General features: G+C 72.7%; 17 protein-coding genes. 4 read left to right on the forward strand and 13 right to left on the reverse strand.

Annotation, left to right across the window (positions count from 1 at the left end; all coding sequences use genetic code 11):
• Nucleotides 1-95: 95 nt before the first annotated feature.
• From ACIGW4_RS30175 to rsmH, 13 genes are all read right to left on the reverse strand, one after another.
• Complete coding sequence (locus tag ACIGW4_RS30175) at nucleotides 96-815, reverse strand: YggS family pyridoxal phosphate-dependent enzyme (protein ID WP_123451402.1); 720 nt, start codon at nucleotides 813-815, stop codon at nucleotides 96-98.
• Entirely contained in the window at nucleotides 812-1552 is a 741-nt protein-coding gene (gene pgeF, locus ACIGW4_RS30180) for a peptidoglycan editing factor PgeF (RefSeq protein WP_123451404.1), read from the reverse strand. Before pgeF ends, ACIGW4_RS30175 begins: the two co-directional genes overlap by 4 nt.
• On the reverse strand, nucleotides 1549-2763 hold the full coding sequence (ftsZ, locus tag ACIGW4_RS30185) for a cell division protein FtsZ (protein WP_359592351.1): 1215 nt from the start codon (nucleotides 2761-2763) through the stop codon (nucleotides 1549-1551). The genes pgeF and ftsZ overlap by 4 nt, the downstream gene beginning before the upstream one ends.
• A 278-nt stretch (nucleotides 2764-3041) precedes the next feature.
• Nucleotides 3042-3845 (reverse strand): cell division protein FtsQ/DivIB, encoded by an 804-nt coding sequence (locus ACIGW4_RS30190; protein ID WP_399584118.1) that lies wholly within the window; start codon nucleotides 3843-3845, stop codon nucleotides 3042-3044.
• Between the two features lie 36 nt (nucleotides 3846-3881).
• Complete coding sequence (murG, locus tag ACIGW4_RS30195) at nucleotides 3882-4967, reverse strand: undecaprenyldiphospho-muramoylpentapeptide beta-N-acetylglucosaminyltransferase (RefSeq protein WP_123451410.1); 1086 nt, start codon at nucleotides 4965-4967, stop codon at nucleotides 3882-3884.
• Nucleotides 4968-4973: 6 nt separating this feature from the next.
• A complete protein-coding gene (gene ftsW / locus ACIGW4_RS30200) occupies nucleotides 4974-6314 on the reverse strand; it encodes a putative lipid II flippase FtsW (protein WP_093876544.1) in 1341 nt (446 codons plus the stop codon).
• A gap of 55 nt (nucleotides 6315-6369) precedes the next feature.
• Nucleotides 6370-7809 (reverse strand): UDP-N-acetylmuramoyl-L-alanine--D-glutamate ligase, encoded by a 1440-nt coding sequence (murD, locus tag ACIGW4_RS30205; protein ID WP_399584122.1) that lies wholly within the window; start codon nucleotides 7807-7809, stop codon nucleotides 6370-6372.
• Complete coding sequence (gene mraY / locus ACIGW4_RS30210) at nucleotides 7791-8861, reverse strand: phospho-N-acetylmuramoyl-pentapeptide-transferase (protein WP_123451412.1); 1071 nt, start codon at nucleotides 8859-8861, stop codon at nucleotides 7791-7793. Before mraY ends, murD begins: the two co-directional genes overlap by 19 nt.
• The gene (gene murF, locus ACIGW4_RS30215; protein ID WP_123451413.1) at nucleotides 8858-10282 is read right to left on the reverse strand and encodes a UDP-N-acetylmuramoyl-tripeptide--D-alanyl-D-alanine ligase; all 1425 of its coding nucleotides are present in this window, start codon (nucleotides 10280-10282) and stop codon (nucleotides 8858-8860) included. Before murF ends, mraY begins: the two co-directional genes overlap by 4 nt.
• 4 nt (nucleotides 10283-10286) lie before the next feature.
• Complete coding sequence (locus tag ACIGW4_RS30220; protein WP_399584126.1) at nucleotides 10287-11960, reverse strand: UDP-N-acetylmuramoyl-L-alanyl-D-glutamate--2,6-diaminopimelate ligase; 1674 nt, start codon at nucleotides 11958-11960, stop codon at nucleotides 10287-10289.
• Between the two features lie 16 nt (nucleotides 11961-11976).
• Entirely contained in the window at nucleotides 11977-13959 is a 1983-nt protein-coding gene (locus ACIGW4_RS30225) for a peptidoglycan D,D-transpeptidase FtsI family protein (protein ID WP_399584129.1), read from the reverse strand.
• A gap of 6 nt (nucleotides 13960-13965) precedes the next feature.
• Complete coding sequence (locus ACIGW4_RS30230) at nucleotides 13966-14469, reverse strand: septum formation initiator family protein (protein ID WP_260174301.1); 504 nt, start codon at nucleotides 14467-14469, stop codon at nucleotides 13966-13968.
• Complete coding sequence (rsmH, locus tag ACIGW4_RS30235; RefSeq protein WP_359592344.1) at nucleotides 14466-15422, reverse strand: 16S rRNA (cytosine(1402)-N(4))-methyltransferase RsmH; 957 nt, start codon at nucleotides 15420-15422, stop codon at nucleotides 14466-14468. The genes ACIGW4_RS30230 and rsmH overlap by 4 nt, the downstream gene beginning before the upstream one ends.
• A 327-nt stretch (nucleotides 15423-15749) precedes the next feature.
• Here rsmH and ACIGW4_RS30240 point away from each other — a divergent pair, with 327 nt between their 5' ends.
• The 4 genes from ACIGW4_RS30240 to ACIGW4_RS30255 all read left to right on the forward strand — a co-directional run bounded on the left by ACIGW4_RS30240 (nucleotide 15750) and on the right by ACIGW4_RS30255 (nucleotide 21122).
• A complete protein-coding gene (locus tag ACIGW4_RS30240; protein ID WP_185094507.1) occupies nucleotides 15750-16289 on the forward strand; it encodes a carbonic anhydrase in 540 nt (179 codons plus the stop codon).
• A 110-nt stretch (nucleotides 16290-16399) separates the two neighbouring features.
• Nucleotides 16400-17416: a MoxR family ATPase gene (locus tag ACIGW4_RS30245; RefSeq protein ID WP_123451422.1), complete on the forward strand. Its 1017-nt coding sequence runs from the start codon at nucleotides 16400-16402 to the stop codon at nucleotides 17414-17416.
• Nucleotides 17416-18768: a DUF58 domain-containing protein gene (locus ACIGW4_RS30250; RefSeq protein ID WP_123457264.1), complete on the forward strand. Its 1353-nt coding sequence runs from the start codon at nucleotides 17416-17418 to the stop codon at nucleotides 18766-18768. The genes ACIGW4_RS30245 and ACIGW4_RS30250 overlap by 1 nt, the downstream gene beginning before the upstream one ends.
• Nucleotides 18765-21122 (forward strand): DUF3488 and DUF4129 domain-containing transglutaminase family protein, encoded by a 2358-nt coding sequence (locus ACIGW4_RS30255; protein ID WP_399584134.1) that lies wholly within the window; start codon nucleotides 18765-18767, stop codon nucleotides 21120-21122. Before ACIGW4_RS30250 ends, ACIGW4_RS30255 begins: the two co-directional genes overlap by 4 nt.
• The last annotated feature ends 107 nt before the right edge of the window (nucleotides 21123-21229 follow it).

Here is a 21229-nt window from a genome sequence, read left to right on the forward strand (position 1 = left end):
TCGGCCTTGTCACCAAGTGCCGGCGATCCACGGGCCACCCCGCCGTTCTGCGGAATGACCATATTTTCTGCTGTGGTCCGACTTGCTTCGCGACGTTACCCGAGCTTCGGGCGGACACCGAGTACCGCCGTACCGACGCGTACGTGTGTCGCCCCGGCGGCGACGGCCTCCTCCAGGTCCGCACTCATCCCCGCTGACACCATGTTCGCAGCCGGACGGGTCGCGCGCAGGACAGTCGACAAATCCATCAGCCGGTCGAAGGCCGCGCGTTGCCGGCCCGCGTACTCCCCGGCCAGCGGCGCGACGGTCATCAGTCCGTCGAGCCGCAGTCCGGGCGCGGCGTCGACGGCCGCGGCCAACTCCTCGATCCCGTCCGGAGCGACACCGCCGCGGTCGCCCCGCTCGCCGGACTCGGCGTCGAGCGCGACCTGGATCAGGCAGCCGAGCTCGCGGCCCGCCTTCTCCGCGGCCGCGGAGAGCGAGGAAACGAGCTTCAGGCGGTCGACGGACTGCACCACATCGGCATAACCCACCACGGATCTGACCTTGTTGGTCTGCAACTGACCCACGAAGTGCCAGGTCAGGTCGAGGTCGGCACAGGCGGCCGCCTTGGGGGCGGCGTCCTGGTCGCGGTTCTCGGCGACGTGCCGCACCCCGAGTTCGTGCAGGAGCCTGACGTCGCTCGCGGGGTAGGTCTTGGTGACCACGATCAGCGTCACCTCCTCCCGCTCACGCTTGGCGGCGGCACAGGCGGCGGCGATGCGCTCCTCCACCGCCGCGAGGTTCGCGGCGAGTTCCGACTTGCGATCCGTCATGTCTCTTCTCGGTCCAACCAGACATATCCCGCGAGTCGCCCTGTGGTGCGATCGCGGCGGTACGAGTAGTGGTCACGCGATTCCAGGGTGCAGACCCCGGCGTCCTCGACGTCCCGGACCCCGAGCCGCGCCAACTGCGCGCGCACTCCGGCGGCGACGTCGACGGCGGGGGTTCCCCAGGAGGTCTCGGCGCGGGCGGCGGGTTCGACCGCCGCGACCTCGGCGCGCATCGCCTCCGGCACCTCGTAGCACCGGCCGCAGACGGCGGGTCCGGTGCGGGCGACGATCCGGGCGGGCTCGGCGCCGAGCTTCGTCATCGCCGCGACGGCGGCGGGGACGACTCCGGCGACCATCCCGGGCCGCCCGGCGTGGGCGGCGGCCGCGACCCCGGCGACCGGATCGGCGAGGAGGACGGGGACGCAGTCCGCGGTGAGCACGGCGAGGGCGAGTCCGGGCCGGGCGGTGACGATCGCGTCGACGGACGGGATGTCCGCGTCCCCCCAGGGGCCGTCGACCTCGACGACGTCCGCGCCGTGCACCTGGTTCATCCAGACCACCCGCGCCGGGTCGAGCCCGAGGGCTCCGGCGGCGGCGGCCCGGTTGGCGCGCACGGCCGCCGGCTCGTCCCCCACCGCTCCACCGAGGTTGAGCTCCTCGTACGGAACGGCGCTCACCCCGCCCCACCGGTCGGTGAAGGCGAAGTGGGCGCCGTTCGCGTCGAAGCGATGTCCTATCACTTCAGGAAGTCCGGGACGTCCAGCTCCTCGGCCTGGCTGTCCGCGTACGGACGGGCCGGCGGGACGACCGGCGGGACCGGGGCCAGCGGGGTCTCGTTGACGACCGGGGCGGGCTCGACCGGGGCCGGGGCCGGCTCCTCGCGCGGGGCGACCGTGCCGAGGCCCCCCAGCGGGCGGGAGGTCTCGGTGACGCGGGGCGCCGGGGCCGGCTCCTCGCGCTTGGCCGAGACCGAGCCGATGATGTTGTCGCGGCGGGCCGGCGGCTGGCCGCCGTCGAATCCGGCCGCGATGACGGTGACCCGGACCTCGTCGCCGAGGGCGTCGTCGATGACGGCGCCGAAGATGATGTTGGCCTCGGGGTGGGCCGCCTCGCTGACCAGCTGCGCGGCCTCGTTGATCTCGAAGAGGCCCAGGTCGCTGCCGCCGGAGATGGAGAGCAGCACGCCGCGGGCGCCGTCGATGGAGGCCTCCAGGAGCGGCGAGGAGATCGCCATCTCGGCCGCCGCCACCGCGCGGTCGTCGCCGCGGGCGGAGCCGATGCCCATGAGCGCCGAACCGGCCTCGGACATGACCGACTTCACGTCGGCGAAGTCGAGGTTGATCAGACCCGGGGTGGTGATGAGGTCGGTGATGCCCTGGACACCGCTCAGGAGGACCTGGTCGGCCGACTTGAAGGCGTCGAGCACGGAGACCTGGCGGTCCGAGATCGAGAGCAGCCGGTCGTTGGGGATGACGATGAGGGTGTCGACCTCTTCGCGGAGCTCGGCGATGCCGTCCTCCGCCTGGTTGGCGCGCCGACGGCCCTCGAAGGTGAACGGCCGGGTGACCACACCGATCGTGAGGGCGCCGAGGGAGCGCGCGATGTTGGCGACGACGGGCGCGCCGCCGGTGCCGGTGCCGCCGCCTTCGCCGGCGGTGACGAAGACCATGTCGGCCCCCTTGAGGACCTCCTCGATCTCCTCACGGTGGTCCTCTGCCGCCTTGCGACCGACGGCCGGGTTGGCCCCGGCCCCGAGGCCGCGGGTGAGTTCACGGCCGACGTCGAGCTTGACGTCGGCGTCGCTCATCAACAGCGCTTGCGCGTCGGTGTTGATCGCGATGAACTCGACGCCCTTGAGACCGACCTCGATCATTCGGTTGATGGCATTGACACCACCGCCGCCGACACCGATGACCTTGATGACTGCGAGGTAGTTCTGCGGTGCTGCCACGTCGAAGGCCTCTCGCCTCGAGTTACGTGTCGTCGCTGCGCGGTTGGTCGCGCCGCTCCGACGGATGCCGATTGGGACGGTCCGAAACGCCGACCCGAACCCTAACGTTGAAGTTTAGGGTTACCAGTGTCTCTGTTCGCTGGACTCTTCCGAACAGGACACTAAGTCGACAAGTGGCGCACGTTCAACGAACACGCCGAACCTCCCGTTTTTCTTTTCACCCTATGTGATCACCCGTAGCGCTGGCCAACCAGGGTCCTGGCCAGCGGAGATGGCCGTCAACTTCCGGACGAGGCGGGCGCCGTGGGGGCACTTACGTCGAAGTGCCCCGCTTTGGGGCTCGCCTTCATGAGGGCGGTCAGGACCCGGGCCTTGACCGGGCCGTGCTCGCCGCTGCCCCAGAAGACCGTTCGGCCCCCGGTCAGCTCCAGGGTGACGGAGTCGTACGAGGTGATGCGTACGACACGAGTGTCCCGGGCGACTTCCGGCGGGAGTTCGCCACGGACGCGGACCGCCTCCCGGAGCAGCCGGTCCGCGCCGAAGCGGCGGAGGCTCGGCGAGGCGGCGCTGTCGAGGACGAGCCGGGGGACGCCGCGCGGGGCGGTGTCGACGGTGGCGAACCGCATGCCCGTGGAGTCCACTTCGATGAACTTTCCGCCCTTTTCGATGAGCAACGCGGGCTGCCGTTCCGTCACTTTCAGCCCGATTCCGTGCGGCCACGACCGCACGACGTCGATCGACTCGATCCGCGGCAGCCGCTGCCGGAGCCGGGCCTCGATCCCGTCGGTGTCGACGGAGACGAGCGGGGCGCCCATCGGGACGGCGGCGACCGCCTCGACCTCGGCCGGGGTCAGGACCCGGGTGCCGGAAGTCTTCACATGTTCCACACGGAACCAGGTCGATCCGTAGAGCGCCCAGACCCCGTCGGCGACGAGCGCGACGAGGCCGAGCGCCACGAGGAGGAGCCGGGGGGCGGGCACCCGGAACCGACGGTTCCGGTTGCGGGCGCCGGACGGCCGCTCCGACGACCCCTTCGACTTGCTGGTACCGCTCTTCTCCGCGGTCGTCGGTCCGGCTGCCACCCGGCGCCTCCTGCCCTCAGTCCCCCGCCGCGCCTGCTAGCGGGAGGCGATCGCCTCGTACACCATGCCGACGAGCAGGTCGTCGGCGTCCCGGCGGCCGAACTCCGCGGCGGCGCGGGACATCTCGTACAACCGGTGCGGATCGGCCAGTACGGGCAGGACGTTGCCCTGCACCCACTGCGGCGTCAGCTCCGCGTCGTCGACGAGGAGGCCGCCGCCCGCCTTGACCACCGGCTGGGCGTTGAGCCGCTGTTCGCCGTTGCCGATGGGCAGCGGGACGTACGCGGCGGGCAGCCCGACGGCGGAGAGCTCGGCGACGGTCATCGCGCCCGCGCGGCAGAGCATCATGTCGGCCGCGGCGTACGCGAGATCCATCCGGTCCACGTACGGTACCGGCACATACGGCGGCATACCGGGCATGTTGTCGACACGCGGCATCTCGTTCTTCGGGCCGACCGCGTGCAGGATCTGGATGCCCGAGCGCTGGAGCACCGGGGCGATCTGCTGGATCACCTCGTTGAGCCGCCGGGCGCCCTGGGAGCCGCCGGAGACGAGCAGCGTCGGCAGGTTCGGGTCGAGGCCGAAGGCGGCGCGCGCCTCGGGCCGCATCCGCGCCCGGTCGAGGGTCGCGATGGTGTGCCGCAGCGGGATGCCGATGTAGCGGGCGTTGCGGAGCTTGCTGTCCGGGGTGGCGACGGCGACCCCGGCCGCGTACCGCGAACCGATCTTGTTGGCCAGACCGGGCCGGGCGTTGGCCTCGTGGACCACGATGGGCACTCCGAGGCGCTTGGCCGCGAGATAGCCGGGCAGGGCCACGTAGCCGCCGAAGCCCACCACGCAGTCCGCCTTGGTGCGCTCCAGGACCTGCTCGGCCGCCTTGATCGTGCCGCGCAGCCGCCCGGGGACGGTGATCAGCTCGGGGGTGGGCTTGCGGGGCAGCGGTACGGCGGGGATGAGCGCCAACTCGTAGCCCCGCTCGGGCACGAGCCGGGTCTCCAGACCCTTCTCCGTGCCGAGCGCCGTGATCCCCACGCTGGGGTCCTGCCTGCGCAGGGCGTCCGCGAGGGCCAGCGCGGGCTCGATGTGGCCGGCGGTCCCCCCGCCGGCGAGTACGACATGCACCGAAATTCACCGCTCTCCGGACGGGCGCTTCTTGACGCGCCGTCGCATCGACTTCCATCTCTTCCCGGCCCGCTTGCCCCAGCCGGGGCGTCGCATGGCCAGGGCCGCTTTCGCGGCGGGTTCCTGTCGCGCGAAGGCGATGAGGAGCCCGACGGCGAACATGGTCGGCAGCAGGGCCGACCCTCCGTAGGAGAACAGCGGGAGCGGGACACCGGCGATCGGCAGCAGGCCGAGCACCGCACCGATGTTGATCACGGCCTGAGCCGTGATCCAGGTGGTCACACCTCCCGCGGCGAACCTCACGAAGGGGTCCTCCGTGCCTCCGGCCACGCGGATACCCGCATAGCCTAGAGCCGCGAACAGGGCGAGTACCGACAGCGTCCCCGCGAGACCCAGTTCCTCACCGGTGACCGCGAAGATGAAGTCGGTGTGCGCTTCGGGGAGTTGGCCCCATTTCTCGACGCTCGCACCGAGTCCGGAACCGAACCAACCGCCCGAGGCCAGAGCATAGATTCCGTGCGCGGCCTGCAGACAGGGGGCTCCCTCGCCGCCGGGATCGGTCGCGCCGATGCAGTCGAAGCGCTTCATCCGGTTCGAACTCGTCTTGATCAGCAGCACGCCGATCGCGCCGGCCACCGTGAGCACGCCGACGAAGAGCCGGGTGGGCGCTCCGGCCGTCCACAACAGGCCGAAGAGGATGGCCGCGAGGATGATCGAGGTGCCCATGTCGCCGCCGAGCATGATCAGTCCGAGCAGCATGAAGGCCCCGGGGACCAGCGGCACCAGCATGTGCTTCCACTGGGTCAGCAGCCGCATGTCCTGCTTGCGCGCGAGCAGGTCGGCCCCCCACAGGATCAGCCCCAGCTTGCCGAACTCACTGGGCTGGAGCTGGAAGGGGCCGCCGAGCGAGATCCAGTTCTGGTTGCCGTTGACCGCGTGCCCTATCCCGGGGATCTGCACGAGGACCATCAGGAAGACCGCGCCGACCAGGATCGGGTAGGCGAGCGCCCGGTGCAGCTTGACCGGCATCCGTGAGGCGACCAGGAGCAGCCCGGTGCCGAGGAGAGCGGCGAAGAACTGCTTCCGGAAGAAGTAGGAGGGCACCAGGTCGTAGCGGAGCGCCGTGATCATCGAGGCGGAGTAGACCATCACGAGGCCGAGCGTGGTGATGAGCAGTCCCGCGCCGATGATCACGTAGTAGGCCGTCAGGGGCCGGTCCCAGGCCTTGCGGAGCCGCTCGTAGGCCCCCCGCACGCCGCCGCCGCGCACCCGCCGCGGGGTCGCGGGGGCCCGCCCTCCGCCGCGTGCGGCGGAAGGACGGCGTGTCCCGGCGATCTTGCTCGGCATGGTCGCTGTCCCCTCCAGTCGTGCCCGGTCCGGCCGGACCCTCCCGCTGGTCGGGTCAGGCGTCCCCGGTGGCGGCGAGGGCGCGGACGGCGTCCGCGAAGGCCTCGCCCCGCTTGTTGTAGTTGGTGAACATGTCCATCGAGGCGCAGGCCGGGGCGAGCAGGACCGTGTCTCCCGGGCGGGCGAGCCGGGCCGCCTCGCGGACCGCCTCGGACATCGCCCCAGTGTCGGTCCGGTCGAGGTCCACCACCGGGACCTCCGGGGCGTGTCGCGCCAGGGCTTCACGGATCAGGGCGCGGTCGGCGCCGATCAGGACGGCCCCGCGCAAGCGCTTCGCCGACCGCTGGACGAGCTCGTCGAAGGTCGCGCCCTTGGCGAGGCCGCCGGCGATCCAGACGATCGGGTCGTAGGCGGCCAACGAGGCTTCGGCGGCGTGGGTGTTGGTGGCCTTGGAGTCGTCGACGTACGTGACTCCCTCGATCTCCTCGACCAGTTCGATGCGGTGCGGGTCGGGCCGGAAGGCCTTCAGGCCGTCCCGTACGGCCTTCGCCTCGACGCCGAAGGCGCGCGCCAGGGCGGCCGCGGCGAGGGCGTTGGCGATGTTGTGCGGGGCCGGCGGCTGGACGTCGGAGACCTCGGCGAGCTCCTGGGCGTTCTTCTGCCGGTTCTCGACGAACGCGCGGTCGACGAGGATGCCCTCGACGACACCGAGCTGGGAGGGGCCGGGGGTGCCGAGGGTGAAGCCGATGGCCCGGCAGCCCTCCTCGACGTCGGCCTCGCGCACCAGGTCCTCGGTGACCTTGTCGGCGACGTTGTAGACGCAGGCGACCTGGTTGCCCTCGTAGATCCGGCCCTTGTCGGCGGCGTACGCCTCCATGGAGCCGTGCCAGTCGAGGTGGTCGGGCGCCAGGTTGAGCACGGCGGCCGAGTGGGCGCGGACCGAGGGCGCCCAGTGGAGCTGGTAGCTGGAGAGCTCGACGGCGAGGACGTCGTACTCCTGCTCGCCGAGGACGGCGTCGAGGAGCGAGACGCCGATGTTGCCGACGGCGGCGGTCCGCAGGCCGGCCGCCTCCAGGATGGAGGCGAGCATCCGCACGGTCGTGGTCTTGCCGTTGGTGCCGGTGACCGCGAGCCAGGGCGCCGCTCCCGGGCCGCGCAGGCGCCAGGCGAGCTCGACGTCGCCCCAGACCTCCACGCCCGCCTCGGCGGCGGCCGCGAAGAGGGGCTTGTCGGGCTGCCAGCCGGGGGTGGTGACGATCAGCTCGGTGCCGGTCGGCAGGGTTGCCCCGTCGCCGAGGCGGACGGTGATGCCCTCCGCCTCCAGCTCCGCGGCCTGGGCCCGGGAGCGCTCGTCGTCGCCGTCGTTGACGACGGTCACGAGCGCGCCGCGGGCGTGCAGGACGCGGGCGGCCGGGATGCCGGAGACGCCGAGTCCCGCGACGGTGACCTTCTTGCCGTTCCAGTCGAGCTGTTCTGTCACTTTTCCGATGCCCATCCCGCGTAGAAGAGGCCCAGGCCCACGATCACGCACATGCCCTGGATGATCCAGAAGCGGACGACGACCAGGACCTCGGACCACCCCTTGAGTTCGAAGTGGTGCTGGAGGGGTGCCATCCGGAAGACGCGCTTGCCGGTCAGCTTGAACGAGCCGACCTGGATGACCACGGACATCGTGATCAGGACGAACAGGCCGCCGAGCAGGGCCAGCAGGAGCTCCGTACGGGAGCAGATGGCGAGACCGGCGAGGGCGCCGCCGAGGGCGAGCGAGCCGGTGTCGCCCATGAAGATCTTGGCGGGCGAGGTGTTCCACCAGAGGAAGCCGAAGCAGGCTCCCATCAGCGCGGAGGCGACGACCGCGAGGTCGAGCGGATCGCGGACCTCGAAACAGGCGTTGGGGTTGGTCAGCGTCACCGCGTTGGCACAGGACTCCTGGAACTGCCAGAGCCCGATGAAGGTGTACGCGCCGAAGACCATCACCGAGGCGCCGGTGGCCAGACCGTCCAGGCCGTCCGTCAGGTTCACGCCGTTGGACATGGCCAGGATCATGAAGAGCGCCCAGACCACGAAGAGCACCGGGCCGATGGCCCAGCCGAAGTCCGCGATGAAGGAGAGCTTCGTGGAGGCGGGGGTGAGCCCGCGCAGGTCCGCGAACTGCAGGGCGAGCACGGCGAAGGCGATGCCGACGATCAGCTGTCCGGCCATCTTCGCCTTGGCCCGCAGACCGAGCGACCGCTGCTTGACGATCTTGATGTAGTCGTCGAGGAAGCCCACCAGGCCCATGCCGGCCATGAGGAACAGCACCAGGACGCCCGAGTACGTCGGGTCCTCACCGGTGATGACCTTGGCCAGCGCGTACGCGATGAGCGTGGCCAGGATGAAGGAGATGCCGCCCATGGTGGGCGTGCCCTTCTTCCCGGCGTGACCGCGCGGGCCGTCGTCCCGGATGAACTGCCCGTATCCCTTGCGGGCGAGGAGCTTGATCAGCAGCGGCGTGCCGATCAGGGTCAGGAAGAGCCCGATGGCCCCCGCGAAGAGGATCTGCCTCATCGGCCGGTGACCTCGCCCTCGGTGTCGAGGAGCGCCAGCGCGACCTGTTCGAGACCGACCGACCTGGAAGCCTTCACAAGGACGACGTCCCCCGGGCGCAGCTCATTGCGCAACAGGTCGACAGCCGCCTGCGCGTCGGACACGTGCACCGACTCCTCACCCCACGAACCCTCGTTATATGCGCCCAGTTGCAGCCAGGACGCTTCCCTGCCCCCGACCGCGACGAGCTTGCTGACGTTGAGCCGGACGGCGAGCCGTCCGACCGCGTCGTGCTCGACGAGCGATGCGTCACCGAGCTCGGCCATCTTGCCGAGCACCGCCCACGTACGAGCCCCTCGGGCCTGTGCGGCCCTGCCCATGGCCGCGAGCGCGCGCAGGGCGGCTCGCATGGACTCGGGGTTCGCGTTGTAGGCGTCGTTGACGATCGTCACGCCGTCCGGACGCTCGGTGACCTCCATGCGCCAGCGCGACAGGGTGCCCGCCTCGGAGAGCGCGGTGGCGATCTCTTCGACGGGCATGCCCAGCTCGTGCGCGACGGCGGCCGCTGCGAGCGCGTTCGACACGTGGTGCTCACCGTACAGGCGCAAGGTCACGTCGCTGCACCCGGTGGGTGTGTGAAGCCTGAAAGAAGGCTGTCCGTGCTCTGTGAGGTGGACGTTCTCGGCCCGTACGGCCGCTTCGTCCGCTTCGCCGAACAGGGTCACGCGGGCCTTGGTGCGGCTCGCCATGGCGCGGACGAACGGGTCGTCGGCGTTGAGGACCGCGATCCCGCCCTCCTCGGCGGACGGCAGGGACTCGACCAGCTCGCCCTTCGCCTGGGCGATCTGCTCCCGGCCGCCGAACTCGCCGATGTGGGCGGAGCCCACGTTGAGGACGAGGCCGATGCGGGGCGGGGTGAGCTCCGTGAGGTAGCGGATGTGGCCGATGCCGCGGGCGCCCATCTCCAGGACCAGGTGCCGGGTCTCGTCGCTCGCGCGGAGCGCCGTGAGCGGCAGGCCGATCTCGTTGTTGAGCGAGCCGGGCGTCCACACGGTGGGCGCGTGCCGGTCGAGGACCTGGGCGATCAGGTCCTTCGTGGAGGTCTTGCCGGCCGAGCCGGTGAGGGCGACGACATCGGTGCCGAGCCGTTCCACGACCGCGCGGGCGAGGGCCCCCAGCGCGCTCTGGACGTCGTCGACGACGATGGCGGGGACGCCGACGGGGCGGGCGGCGAGCACGGCCGCCGCTCCCGCCTCGACGGCGCGCTCCGCGTAGTCGTGGCCGTCGACGTGCTCACCGGCGAAGGCCGCGAAGAGGCTGCCGGCCCGCACCTCGCGGGAGTCGATGACGACGGGTCCGGTGATCCGGATGGCCGGATCCGGTATGTCGTGCGCCTGCCCGCCGACGATTTCGGCGATCTCGGCGAGGGAGAGGGCGATCACTGCTTCATCCCTGACTGTTCTCGTGACGGTGTGCGTCCTGCTGGCTCTGCTGGTGGAGAATCGCCTCGCGCAGGACCTCGCGGTCGTCGAAGGGGCGGACGACCCCGGCGGTCTCCTGGCCCTGCTCGTGGCCCTTGCCGGCGACCAGGACGGTGTCGCCGGGCCGCGCGCGGGCGACGGCGGCGGCGATGGCGGCGGCCCTGTCGGGTTCGACGAGGACGTGGCCGCGCTCCTGCGCCGGCACCTCGGCGGCACCGGCGAGCATGGCGCCGAGGATCACCAGGGGGTCCTCGGAGCGGGGGTTGTCGGAGGTCAGGACGGCGGTGTCGGCGAGCCGGGCGGCGGCGGCGCCCATCGGGCCGCGCTTGGTGGTGTCCCGGTCGCCGCCGCAGCCGATGACCACGTGCAGCCGGCCCTCGGTGACCTCGCGCAGGGAGCGCAGGACCGATTCGACGGCGTCCGTCTTGTGCGCGTAGTCGACGACCGCGAGGTACGGCTGTCCGGCCTCGACCCGCTCCAGGCGGCCCGGGACGCCGGGGACGGCGGCGACCCCCTCGGCCGCGGCCTTCGGGTCCAGGCCGGCGGCGGCGAGGGTGGCGATCGCGGCGAGGGTGTTGGCGACGTTGAACGGGCCGGGCAGCGGGGCGGTGGCCGAAATCCGCTCGCCGTCGGGGCCGACGGCGGTGAAGGTCGAGTCGTGGGAGCCGAGGACGAGGTCCTCGGCGCGCCAGTCGGCCTCGGCGCGGCCCTCGGCGGAGAAGGTGACGACCGGGACGGTGGCCTCCTCGACCAGCCTGCGGCCGTATGCGTCGTCGAGGTTGACCACGCCCAGGCGGCTGCGCTCGGGCGTGAAGAGCCCGGCCTTGGCCTGGAAGTAGTCCTCCATGTCGGAGTGGAACTCCATGTGCTCCGGGCTGAGGTTGTTGAAGACGGCGACGTCGAAGACGCAGCCGTCGACCCGGCCGAGCACCAGGGCGTGGCTGGAGACCTCCATGGCGACGGCCTCGACGCCCCGCTCGCGCATGACGGCGAAGAGCGCCTGGAGGTCGGTGGCCTCGGGGGTGGTGCGCTCGGACTTGATGCGCTCGTCGCCGATCCGCATCTCGACCGTGCCGACGAGGCCGGTCCTCCGCCCGGAGCCGCGCAGGCCCCCCTCCACCAGGTAGGCGGTGGTGGTCTTGCCGGAGGTGCCGGTGATGCCGATCTGGAGGAGGTGCTCGCCGGGGCGCCCGTAGATCGCGGCCGCGAGTTCGCCCATCCGGCCGCGCGGGTTCTCCACGACGAGGACCGGGAGGCCGGTCGCGGCGGCGCGCTCGGCGCCCGCCGGGTCGGTGAGGATCGCGGCGGCGCCGAGCCCTGCGGCCTGGGCGACGAAGTCCGCGCCGTGCGTGCGGGCGCCGGGCAGGGCCGCGTACACGTCCCCGGGGCGCACGGCCCGCGAGTCGTGCGTGATGCCCGAGATCTCGGCGGCCTGCGGGGCGTCGACCCCGAGCTGTGCGGCCAGGTCGCCCAGGGGTGTCGGGCGGGCCTGCTCCGGCCGGGGTGGGGTGTTTCGGTACTGATCAGCGTGTGGCACGGCGGTGAGCGTACCGGGCACACCCTGTGCGGGGCCAAAAGAGCCCGGGGCCTCGCCGGAGTTCGATTTCCGGTTCCCGGAATGAGGGGTGATCGTTGTCACTGGTGCTCCCGGAGTGTCACGGGGTGGGTTCGAAGCCGACCGGCAGTCGGGCGGGGGCGCTGCCCGTGGGGGCGACGTGGAGGGTCTTGAGGGCGAACTCCATGACCTTCTTGTAGATGGGGCCGCAGATCTGGCCGCCGAAGTAGTTGCCCTTGGTGGGGTTCTGGATGGCGCAGTAGACGGTGACGCGGGGCTGGTCGGCGGGGGCGAAGCCGGCGAAGGAGGCGGTGTAGCCCTTGTAGCGGCCGAGTTCGGGGTCGACGCGGTTGGCGGTGCCGGTCTTTCCCGCGACGCGGTAGCCGGGGATCGCGGCCTTGTTGCCGGTGCCGTCCTCGTCGTCGACGACGGACTCCAGCATCTGCGCGAGGGACTTGGCCGTCTTCTCGCTGACGACCCGGGACTCCTTGGGGGCGGGGGCCGCGGTGAAGCGTCCGTCGGGGCCCTTGGTGCCGCGCACGAGGGTCGGTTCGATCCGTACGCCTCCGTTGGCGATGGTCGAGTAGACGGAGGCGGCCTGCATGGCGCTGACGGAGAGGCCCTGGCCGAAGGGGATCGTGTACTGCTGCGAGGTGGACCAGTCCTGCGGCTTGGCGAGGATGCCGGGGGTCTCCCCCGGGTAGTGCAGGCCGGTGGGGCTGCCGATGCCGAACTTGCGCAGGTAGGAGTGGAGGACCCGGTTGGACTCGGCCTGGGTGGCGCCGAGCCGCCCGGTGGCGAGGATGGTGCCGATGTTGCTGGACCTGGCGAGGACGCCGTTGAGGGTCAGGTACCAGGTCTTGTGGTCGACGTCGTCCTTGAAGAGCCGGTCGCCGCGGTGGAGCCGGTTGGGGACGGTGACGTGGGTGTCGGGGGTGGCCTTGCCCTCCTCCAGGACGGCGGCCATCGACATGACCTTGGCGGTGGAGCCGGGCTCGTAGGCGTCCTGGAGGGCGGCGTTGCCCATGGCGGCGGCGTTGGCGGCGGAGAGGTCGTTGGGGTCGAAGCCGGGGGCGTTGGCCATGGCGAGGACCTCGCCGGTGCGGGTGTCCTGGACGACGACGTAGCCGCGGTCGGCCTTCGACCTGCGGACCTGGTCGCTGATGGCCTGCTGGGCGGCCCACTGGATGTCCCGGTCGATGGTGAGCTCGATGTCGGAGCCGGGGACGGCGGGGGTGCCCTGGGAGCCCGCGGTGGGGACCTGCCGGCCGCCGGAGGCGGTGAAGCGGATCTTCCCGTCCTTGCCGGCGAGTTCGGAGTCGAGCATGGACTCCAGGCCGCCGGCGCCGCGGCCCTCGGCGTTGACGTATCCCAGTATCCCGGCGGCGAGCTCGCCGTTCGGGTACACGCGCTTGGTGCTGGGCTCGCTGAGGATGCCGCCGAGGAGGTTGACCCCGTTCCCGCCGACGGCCTGGGCCTTCTGCCCGTAGACCCGCTTGAGGTCCTTGATCTGGTTCCAGACCTGGGGGGTCTGCTTGCGGGCGAGCAGGGTGTAGCGGGACTTGGGGGTGCGGAGCTTCTTCGCCAGCTCGGCCGGCTGCTTGCCGAGGATCGGGGCGAGGAGGGCGGCGGCCTGCTCGGGGGCGTCGGCGGTCTTCGACTCCTCGCGGGTGAAGAGCTTGGGGTCGGCGGTGATGTCGTACGCGTCGACGCTGGCGGCGAGCGCGATGCCGTTGCGGTCGGTGATCTCGCCCCGTTCGGCGGAGAGCGTGTACTCCTGGAAGCGGTACTTGTCGGCCTTGGCGGCGTACGCGCCGGCGTCGACGGCCTGGACCTGGAGCAGCCGCACCACGAAGACCAGCATGACGAGGGTCAGGCCGAGGGAGATCAGCCGCAGCCGGGGCCGGGGGCTGCCCAGCCGGATGGTGCGGGGCTGCCGGGCGGCGGGCCGCCTCGCGGCCGGGCGCGGGGCGGGCCGGGCCGGGCGGGCTCCGGACGCCCGGGTCCCGGCGGAGGCGGTCCGGGGGCGCGCGGGCCGGGCGGGGCCGGGGACGCGGCGGCCCGGGGGCTCCTTGGGAGGCACTCTCGGTCACCTGCCGGAGGGTTGTGTGGCGGTTGCCAGGGGCGTGTGCGGTGCCGTGGGGACGCTCGTGGCACCCGGGTTCCCGGTGCCGGCGGCCGTGGGCGGCTTCGGGGTGGCCGTCGGCTTCGGGGGCGGCTTGGGGGCGACCGCCACCGACGGTTCGCCCAGGACCTTGCCGTCCGGGCCGAGGAAGGCGGGGCTGCCGCCGGGGACCATGCCGAGCTTGCGGGCCCGCCGCTCCAGGGCGTCGGGGGCCGCGTAGTCGTCGACGTCCCGCTGGAGCGCCTGCTCCTCGTCGGTGAGCTCGGTGGTCTTGTCCTTGAGCTCGTTCAGCTTGAAGGAGCCCTGGTTGAGGGCCGAGTTCAGCAGGAGCAGGCTGATCAGCCCGCCGCCGAGGAGGACGACGACGAGCAGGACGAAGGGGGTGCGGGCGGCCGAGCTGGGCCCCGACGGCATGAGCCGGCCGAGCCGCTCGGCCCGCCCTTTGAGGGGCCCCTTCGCCGTGCTCACAGGACGTCTTCCCGGATGCGCTCGACGCCCCGGAGCCGGGCGGGGGCGGCGCGCCGGTTCTCGGCGACCTCCTCCTCCGTGGGCAGCTCGGCGCCCCGGGTGAGCAGCTTCAGCCGGGGCTGGTACCTCTCGGGGACGACCGGCAGCCCGGGCGGGGCGGTGGTCGCCGCGCCGGCCGCGAAGACGCCCTTGACGATCCGGTCCTCCAGGGACTGGTACGAGAGGACGACGACCCGGCCGCCGACGGCGAGGGCCTTCACGGCCGCCGGGATGGCCTTCTCGACGCTTTCGAGCTCGTGGTTGACCTCGATGCGCAGGGCCTGGAAGGTGCGCTTGGCCGGGTTGCCGCCGGTGCGCTTGGCGGCCTGCGGCAGGGCGTCGCGGATGAGCTCGACGAGCCGGGCGCTGTTGGTGAAGGGCTCCTTCTCGCGCTCGCGCACGATCGCGGAGACGATCCGCTTGGCCTGCTTCTCCTCGCCGTACGCGCGCAGGATCCGGACCAGCTCGCCCGCCGGGTAGGTGTTGAGGACCTCGGCCGCGCTGATGCCGGTCGTCTGGTCCATGCGCATGTCGAGCGGGGCGTCCTGGGCGTAGGCGAAGCCGCGGTCGGCCTCGTCCAGCTGCATGGAGGAGACGCCCAGGTCGAAGAGGACGCCGTCCACCCGGGGGATGCCGAGCCGTTCGAGGACCTCGGGCAGCTCGTCGTACACGGCGTGGACGAGGGTGGCCCGGTCCCCGTACCGGGCGAGTCGCTCGCCGGAGAGCCGCAGGGCCTCCTTGTCGCGGTCGAGGGCGACGAGCCGCGCCTCGGGGAACCGCTCGAGCAGGGCCTCGCTGTGGCCGCCGAGGCCCAGGGTGCAGTCGACGACGACCGCGCCGGGGCGCTGCAGGGCGGGGGCCAACATGTCCAGGCACCGCTGGAGCATCACCGGGACGTGTCGGTCGTTGCTCAATGCGCCCTCTCAGGTCCGGCGCGGAGGCACGTACCGCGGGCGGAGGCCGAGCCGGAGGTACCGCCGCACACACGGGGGGAGAAACCGCGGGAAATCGCTCGTTGTCTCCGTGAACTCCGCGTCACTTTAGTCCACGGGACCCGCCGGTCAATCAACCGACTGGCGCGTCGCCCGGCACCGGGGGCCGGTCCGGGCGTTCCGGACGGCTCACCCGTTCGGGGGCGGAGCCGCCCGTGCCTGTGGCATGGCTCACAACAAGGCCCATTGAGGTTCTTTGTCCCCTCTCACAGCAGGCCCGGAAAGCCCGTGACCATTAACGTCGGAACCATGTCGACCTCCGCGCACCCCTCCGCCGACGCCATACGCACCGGCCCCACGGTCACCGACCGTCTCGTCGAGGCCAACGCCCGCTACGCGTCCGACTTCACCGACCCCGGAATGGACGCGCGGCCCGTGCTGCGCGTCGCCGTCGTCGCCTGCATGGACGCCCGTCTCGACCTGCACGCGGCCCTCGGCCTCGATCTCGGCGACTGCCACACCATCCGCAACGCGGGCGGTGTGGTCACCGACGACGTCATCCGGTCCCTCACCATCAGCCAGCGCGCCCTCGGCACCCGCAGCGTGATGCTGGTGCACCACACGAACTGCGGCCTCGAGTCGCTCACCGAGGACTTCCGGCACGAGCTGGAGGACGAGGTCGGCCAGCGCCCGGCCTGGGCGGTCGAGGCCTTCCGGGACGTCGACCAGGACGTCCGGCAGTCGATGCAGCGGGTGCGGACCTCCCCCTTCCTGCTGCACTCCGACGACGTCCGCGGCTTCGTCTTCGACGTCACGACCGGACTGCTGCGCGAGATCGACCCGGCGTAACCCGTCAAACCCCGGCATTTCCCTCTCACTTGTCCGCAGCCGAGTGACACGGCCCGGCCGCGCCGATCAGAATGCCCGGACGACAGTTCCGAAAGGCCGAGGAGGGCCGGGTGACGACCTATGACGATCGAGCGAGCCTCGCTGATCTGACCACCACCGTGGAGAGAGTCCGCAGATCGGTGGAGAGCGTGATCGAGGGCAAGCCCGAGGTCGTACGGCTTTCGCTGACCGTGCTGCTCGCCGAGGGGCACCTCCTCATCGAGGATGTCCCCGGCGTCGGCAAGACCATGCTGGCCAAGACGCTGGCCCGGTCCATCGACTGCTCGGTGCGCCGCATCCAGTTCACCCCCGACCTGCTGCCCTCGGACGTCACCGGCGTGTCGATCTTCGACCAGCAGCGGCGCGACTTCGAGTTCAAGCCGGGCGCGATCTTCGCCCAGATCGTGATCGGCGACGAGATCAACCGCGCCTCGCCGAAGACCCAGTCCGCGCTCCTGGAGTCCATGGAGGAGCGCCAGGTCACGGTCGACGGCCAGACGTACGAGCTGCCCAGCCCGTTCATGGTCGTCGCCACCCAGAACCCGGTCGAGATGGAGGGCACCTACCCGCTGCCCGAGGCCCAGCGCGACCGCTTCATGGCCCGGGTCTCCATCGGCTACCCGAGCGCCGAGGCCGAGCTCCAGATGCTCGACGTGCACGGCTCGGTCTCCCCCCTGGACGACCTCCAGCCGGTCGCCCACGCCCACGACGTCCTCAAGCTGATCGACGCGGTGCGCGGGGTCCACGTCGCCGACGCCGTCCGCCGGTACGCGGTCGACCTCGTCGCCGCCACCCGCACCCACCCCGACCTGCGGCTCGGCGCCTCCCCCCGGGCCACGCTCCACCTGCTGCGGGCCGCCAAGGCCTCCGCGGCGCTCAGCGGCCGGGAGTACGTCCTGCCCGACGACCTCCAGGCCCTCGCCGCGCCCGTCCTCGCCCACCGGCTGCTGCCGACGGCGCAGGCCCAGCTGAACCGCCGCACCGCCGAGCAGGTCGTCCAGGACATCCTGCAGCGCACCCCGGTCCCGACCGCGGCCCCGCCCGCCGGACCGCTCTACGGCCAGCAGCCCGGCGCCCGGCGGCTGTGATGAGTGGCGCCGCCGTACCGGACGGACAGCGGGGCGACGAGGACGACCGGGGCGGGCTGCGGGCCGCCTTCGGCGGTCTCACCACCCGCGGCCGCTCCTTCCTCGCCGCCGGGGTGGCCGCCGCCGTCTGCGCGTACGTCCTCGGCCAGGCCGATCTGCTGCGCGTCGGGCTGCTGCTCGCCGCCCTCCCGCTGATCTGCGTCCTCACGCTGCACCGGACCCGCTACCGGGTCGCCGCCTCGCGCCGGCTCACCCCCCAGCGGGTGGAGACCGGCACCGAGGCGCGGGTCCAGCTCCGGATGGAGAACGTCTCCAAGCTCCCCACCGGCCTCCTGATGCTCCAGGACCACGTGCCGTACATGCTGGGCCCCCGCCCCCGCTTCGTCCTCGACCGGGTCGAGGCCGGCGGACGGCGCGAGGTGTCCTACCGGGTCCGCTCCGACCTGCGCGGCCGCTTCCCGCTGGGCCCCCTCCAGCTGCGGCTCGACGACCCCTTCGGGATGTGCGAGCTGACCCGCTCCTTCAGCGCGTACGACACCCTCACCGTCGTGCCCCGGACCGAGGCCCTCCCGCCGGTGAAGCTCTTCGGCGAGGCCTCGGGGTACGGGGACGGGCAGTCGCGCTCCCTCGCGCTCGCCGGCGACGACGACGTCCTCCCGCGCGCCTACCGCCACGGCGACGACCTGCGCCGGGTCCACTGGCGCTCCACCGCCCGCTACGGCGAGCTGATGGTCCGCCGCGAGGAGCTCCCCCAGCGGGCCCGCTGCACCGTCCTCCTCGACACCCGCCGGATCGCCTTCCAGGGCGCGGGCCCCGACTCCGCCTTCGAATGGGCGGTCTCCGGCACCGCCTCCGCGCTCGTCCACATGCTGGAGCGCGGCTACGCCGTCCGGCTGCTCACCGACACCGGCAGCGCGATCCCCGGTGAGGGGGCCGAGGGCTTCGCCGGCTCGGCGCAGGACTCCGCCGAGGCCGCCGGGCTGATGATGGACACCCTCGCGGTCGTCGACCACTCCGAGGGGGCCGGGCTCTCCCGCGCCTCCGACGTGCTGCGCGGCGGCGACGGACTGCTCATCGCCTTCCTCGGCGACCTCGACGAGGAGCAGGCGGCCCTCACCGCCCGGATGCGCGGGCGGGCCGGCGCGGCCGTCGCCTTCGTCCTGGACTCCGGCACCTGGCTCACCGGCGGCGCGGTCGCCGGAGCCGTCGAGGACCGGGTGCGGCAGCTGCGGGAGGCGGGCTGGACGGCGCTCGCCGTACCGCCCGGCGCCTCGCTCGCCGGCCTGTGGCAGCAGGCGGCCGGGCTCCACCCGGAGACCACCGCCGCCGACACCTACGGAGGATGGTCATGAGCGGCCGCACACGGCTGACGCTCGCTTCCTGGGGCGCCACCCTGATGGCGGCCGGGGCACTGCTCCCGCTGGTGAAGCCGGCGACCTGGATCTTCACGGCGGCCCTCGTCCTCGCCCTGGTGAGCGGGGTCGGCACGCTGGCGCGGCGGGTGCCGCTGGCCCGGCCGCTGACCCTCCTCGCCCAGGGCGTCACCGTGCTCCTCGCGCTGACCCTGTTCTTCGCCCGCGAGCAGGCCGTCCTCTGGCTCTTCCCCGGCCCCGAGGCCCTCGCGCACGCCGTCGAGCTGTTCCGGGCGGGCGCCGAGGACGTCGGCCGGTACGCGATCCCCGCGCCCGACACCGAGGGCATCCGGCTCATGCTGGTCGGCGGCGTCGTCGCGATCGGGCTCCTGGTGGACGCCCTCGCGGTCACCTTCCGCAAGGCCGCCCCGGCCGGCCTGCCGCTGCTCGCCCTGTACTCGGTGGCCGCCGGGCTCTCCGGCGGCGGCGCGGGCTGGCTCTGGTTCCTCCTCGCGGCCTCCGGCTATCTGCTGCTGCTCCTCGCCGAGGGCCGTGACCGGCTCTCCCAGTGGGGACGGGTCTTCGGCGGCGCCCGGCGCTCCGGGCGGCCCGGCCCGACCGCCGGGGACGGCGGCCCCGCCGTCGCCCCGGTCCGCACCGGCCGCCGGATCGGCGTCGTCGCCATGGGCGTCGCGCTGGTGGCGCCGCTCGCCCTGCCGGGCTTCTCCGGGGGCCTCTTCGGTGGCAACGGCGAGGGGGCCGGAGGCGCCGGCAAGGGCGGCACGATCTCCGCCGTGAACCCGCTGGTCTCCCTCCAGAACAATCTGCGCCAGCCGGAGAACCGGGAGGTCATCCGCTACCGGACCAACGCCCGCGACACCAGCGGCATGTACCTGCGGCTCGTCGCGCTCGACCAGTTCGACGGCACCTCGTGGAAGTCCTCGGTCCGCCCGATCGAGGACGTGCCCCCGCAGCTGCCCTGGCCGGACGGCCTCTCCCAGAGCGTCAAGATCACCGAGGTGACCAGCAACTTCGTCGCCTCCGAGGCGTACGAGCAGAAGTGGCTGCCCATGCCGTACCCCGCCGGCCGGGTCGACATCGACGGCCGCTGGCGGTACGAGCCGGCCGGCCGGATGCTCGTCGGCGACGACAAGCAGACCACCAAGGGCGCCCGCTACCAGGTCGCCAGCCTGGACGTGCAGCCGACGGCCGAACAGCTGGCCGGCGCCGGGGCCGCCCCGGAGAAGCTGCGCCGCGAGTACACCAAGGTGCCCGCCACGCTGCCCGCCGACGTGCGGGCGACGGCCCTGTCGGTCACCAAGGGCGCGCGCGACGACTACGAGCGGGCGGTGAAGCTGCAGGACTGGTTCGCCCGTGACGGCGGCTTCCGCTACGACGTCGACGTGGACTCCGGCACCGGTGTGCAGGCGATCTCCCGCTTCCTGAAGGACAAGGAGGGCTTCTGCGTCCACTTCTCCTTCTCCATGGCGGCGATGGCCCGCTCGCTCGGCATCCCGGCCCGCGTCGCCGTGGGCTTCATGCCGGGCACGGCCCAGAGCGACGGCTCGGTCTCCGTCGGCATCCGGGACGCGCACGCCTGGCCCGAGCTGTACTTCCAGGGCGCCGGGTGGACCCGGTTCGAGCCGACCCCCTCGCGGGGCTCCACCCCCTCGTACACCCGGGAGACCACGCCCTCGGGCACGGCCACCGGGCCCGCGCAGCCGCAGCAGAGCGCCTCGGCGCAGCCGTCCGCCGCGCCGAGCGCCACGGCGAGCTGCAGCCCGCAGGACCGGAAGCTCGGCGACTGCGGCCCGGACGAGGCGGTGACCGGGGCGTCCTCGGAGGACTCGGGTCCCGACCCCCTGACGGTGACCCTGCTGTCCCTGGCGGCCGTCCTCCTCCTCTCCCTCCCCTTCCTCCCCCTGCTCTGGCGGAACCGGGTCCGGGCCCGCCGGCTCGGCTCGGACACGCTCGCGGTCTGGGAGGAGATCAACGACACGGCCTGGGACCACGGGGTCGAGCCCGACGACTCGCTGACGCCCCGGAAGGCGGCGGCGCGGATCGTCCGCCTCGGTGAGCTGCAGGGCGAGTCCGCGGACGCGGTGCACCGGGTGGCGCGGGCGGTGGAGGAGGCGCTGTACGCGCCCCGGCCGCGGCCCGTCGGGGGCCTGGCCGCCGAGGCCGCGCGGGTCCGGGCCGGGTTCCACGCGGGCGCCGACCGGCGCGGGCGGCTCCGTGCCCTCCTGGCACCCCGCTCGGCCACCCGCCTCCGCTGGACGGCCGCGTCCCGCACGGAGACGCTGAGAACCCGAGCGTCGACGGCCTTCCACCGCAGAGCCCACGAACCGAACTGACCCCGCGCGGGGGCGCCCCACCGGAGCGGCGCCCCCTCCACTCCAGCGCCCCGACTGAGCCGGCCCCCGCCGCGGGCGCCCGCCCACCCCGTTGTGGGCGTCGCCCC

It is taken from the genome of Streptomyces sp. NPDC053513 (assembly GCF_044544765.1).
Lineage (GTDB): Bacteria > Actinomycetota > Actinomycetes > Streptomycetales > Streptomycetaceae > Streptomyces > Streptomyces litmocidini.

What these genes read in the sequence shown, in the direction of transcription:
- ACIGW4_RS30175 (WP_123451402.1), bottom strand. Translation starts at nt 815, where the DNA reads ATGACGGATCGCAAGTCGGAACTCGCCGCGAACCTCGCGGCGGTGGAG.
- ACIGW4_RS30240 (WP_185094507.1), top strand. Translation starts at nt 15,750, where the DNA reads ATGTCGACCTCCGCGCACCCCTCCGCCGACGCCATACGCACCGGCCCC.
- mraY (WP_123451412.1), bottom strand. Translation starts at nt 8,861, where the DNA reads ATGAGGCAGATCCTCTTCGCGGGGGCCATCGGGCTCTTCCTGACCCTG.
- murD (WP_399584122.1), bottom strand. Translation starts at nt 7,809, where the DNA reads ATGGGCATCGGAAAAGTGACAGAACAGCTCGACTGGAACGGCAAGAAG.
- ACIGW4_RS30255 (WP_399584134.1), top strand. Translation starts at nt 18,765, where the DNA reads ATGAGCGGCCGCACACGGCTGACGCTCGCTTCCTGGGGCGCCACCCTG.
- ACIGW4_RS30250 (WP_123457264.1), top strand. Translation starts at nt 17,416, where the DNA reads ATGAGTGGCGCCGCCGTACCGGACGGACAGCGGGGCGACGAGGACGAC.
- ftsW (WP_093876544.1), bottom strand. Translation starts at nt 6,314, where the DNA reads ATGCCGAGCAAGATCGCCGGGACACGCCGTCCTTCCGCCGCACGCGGC.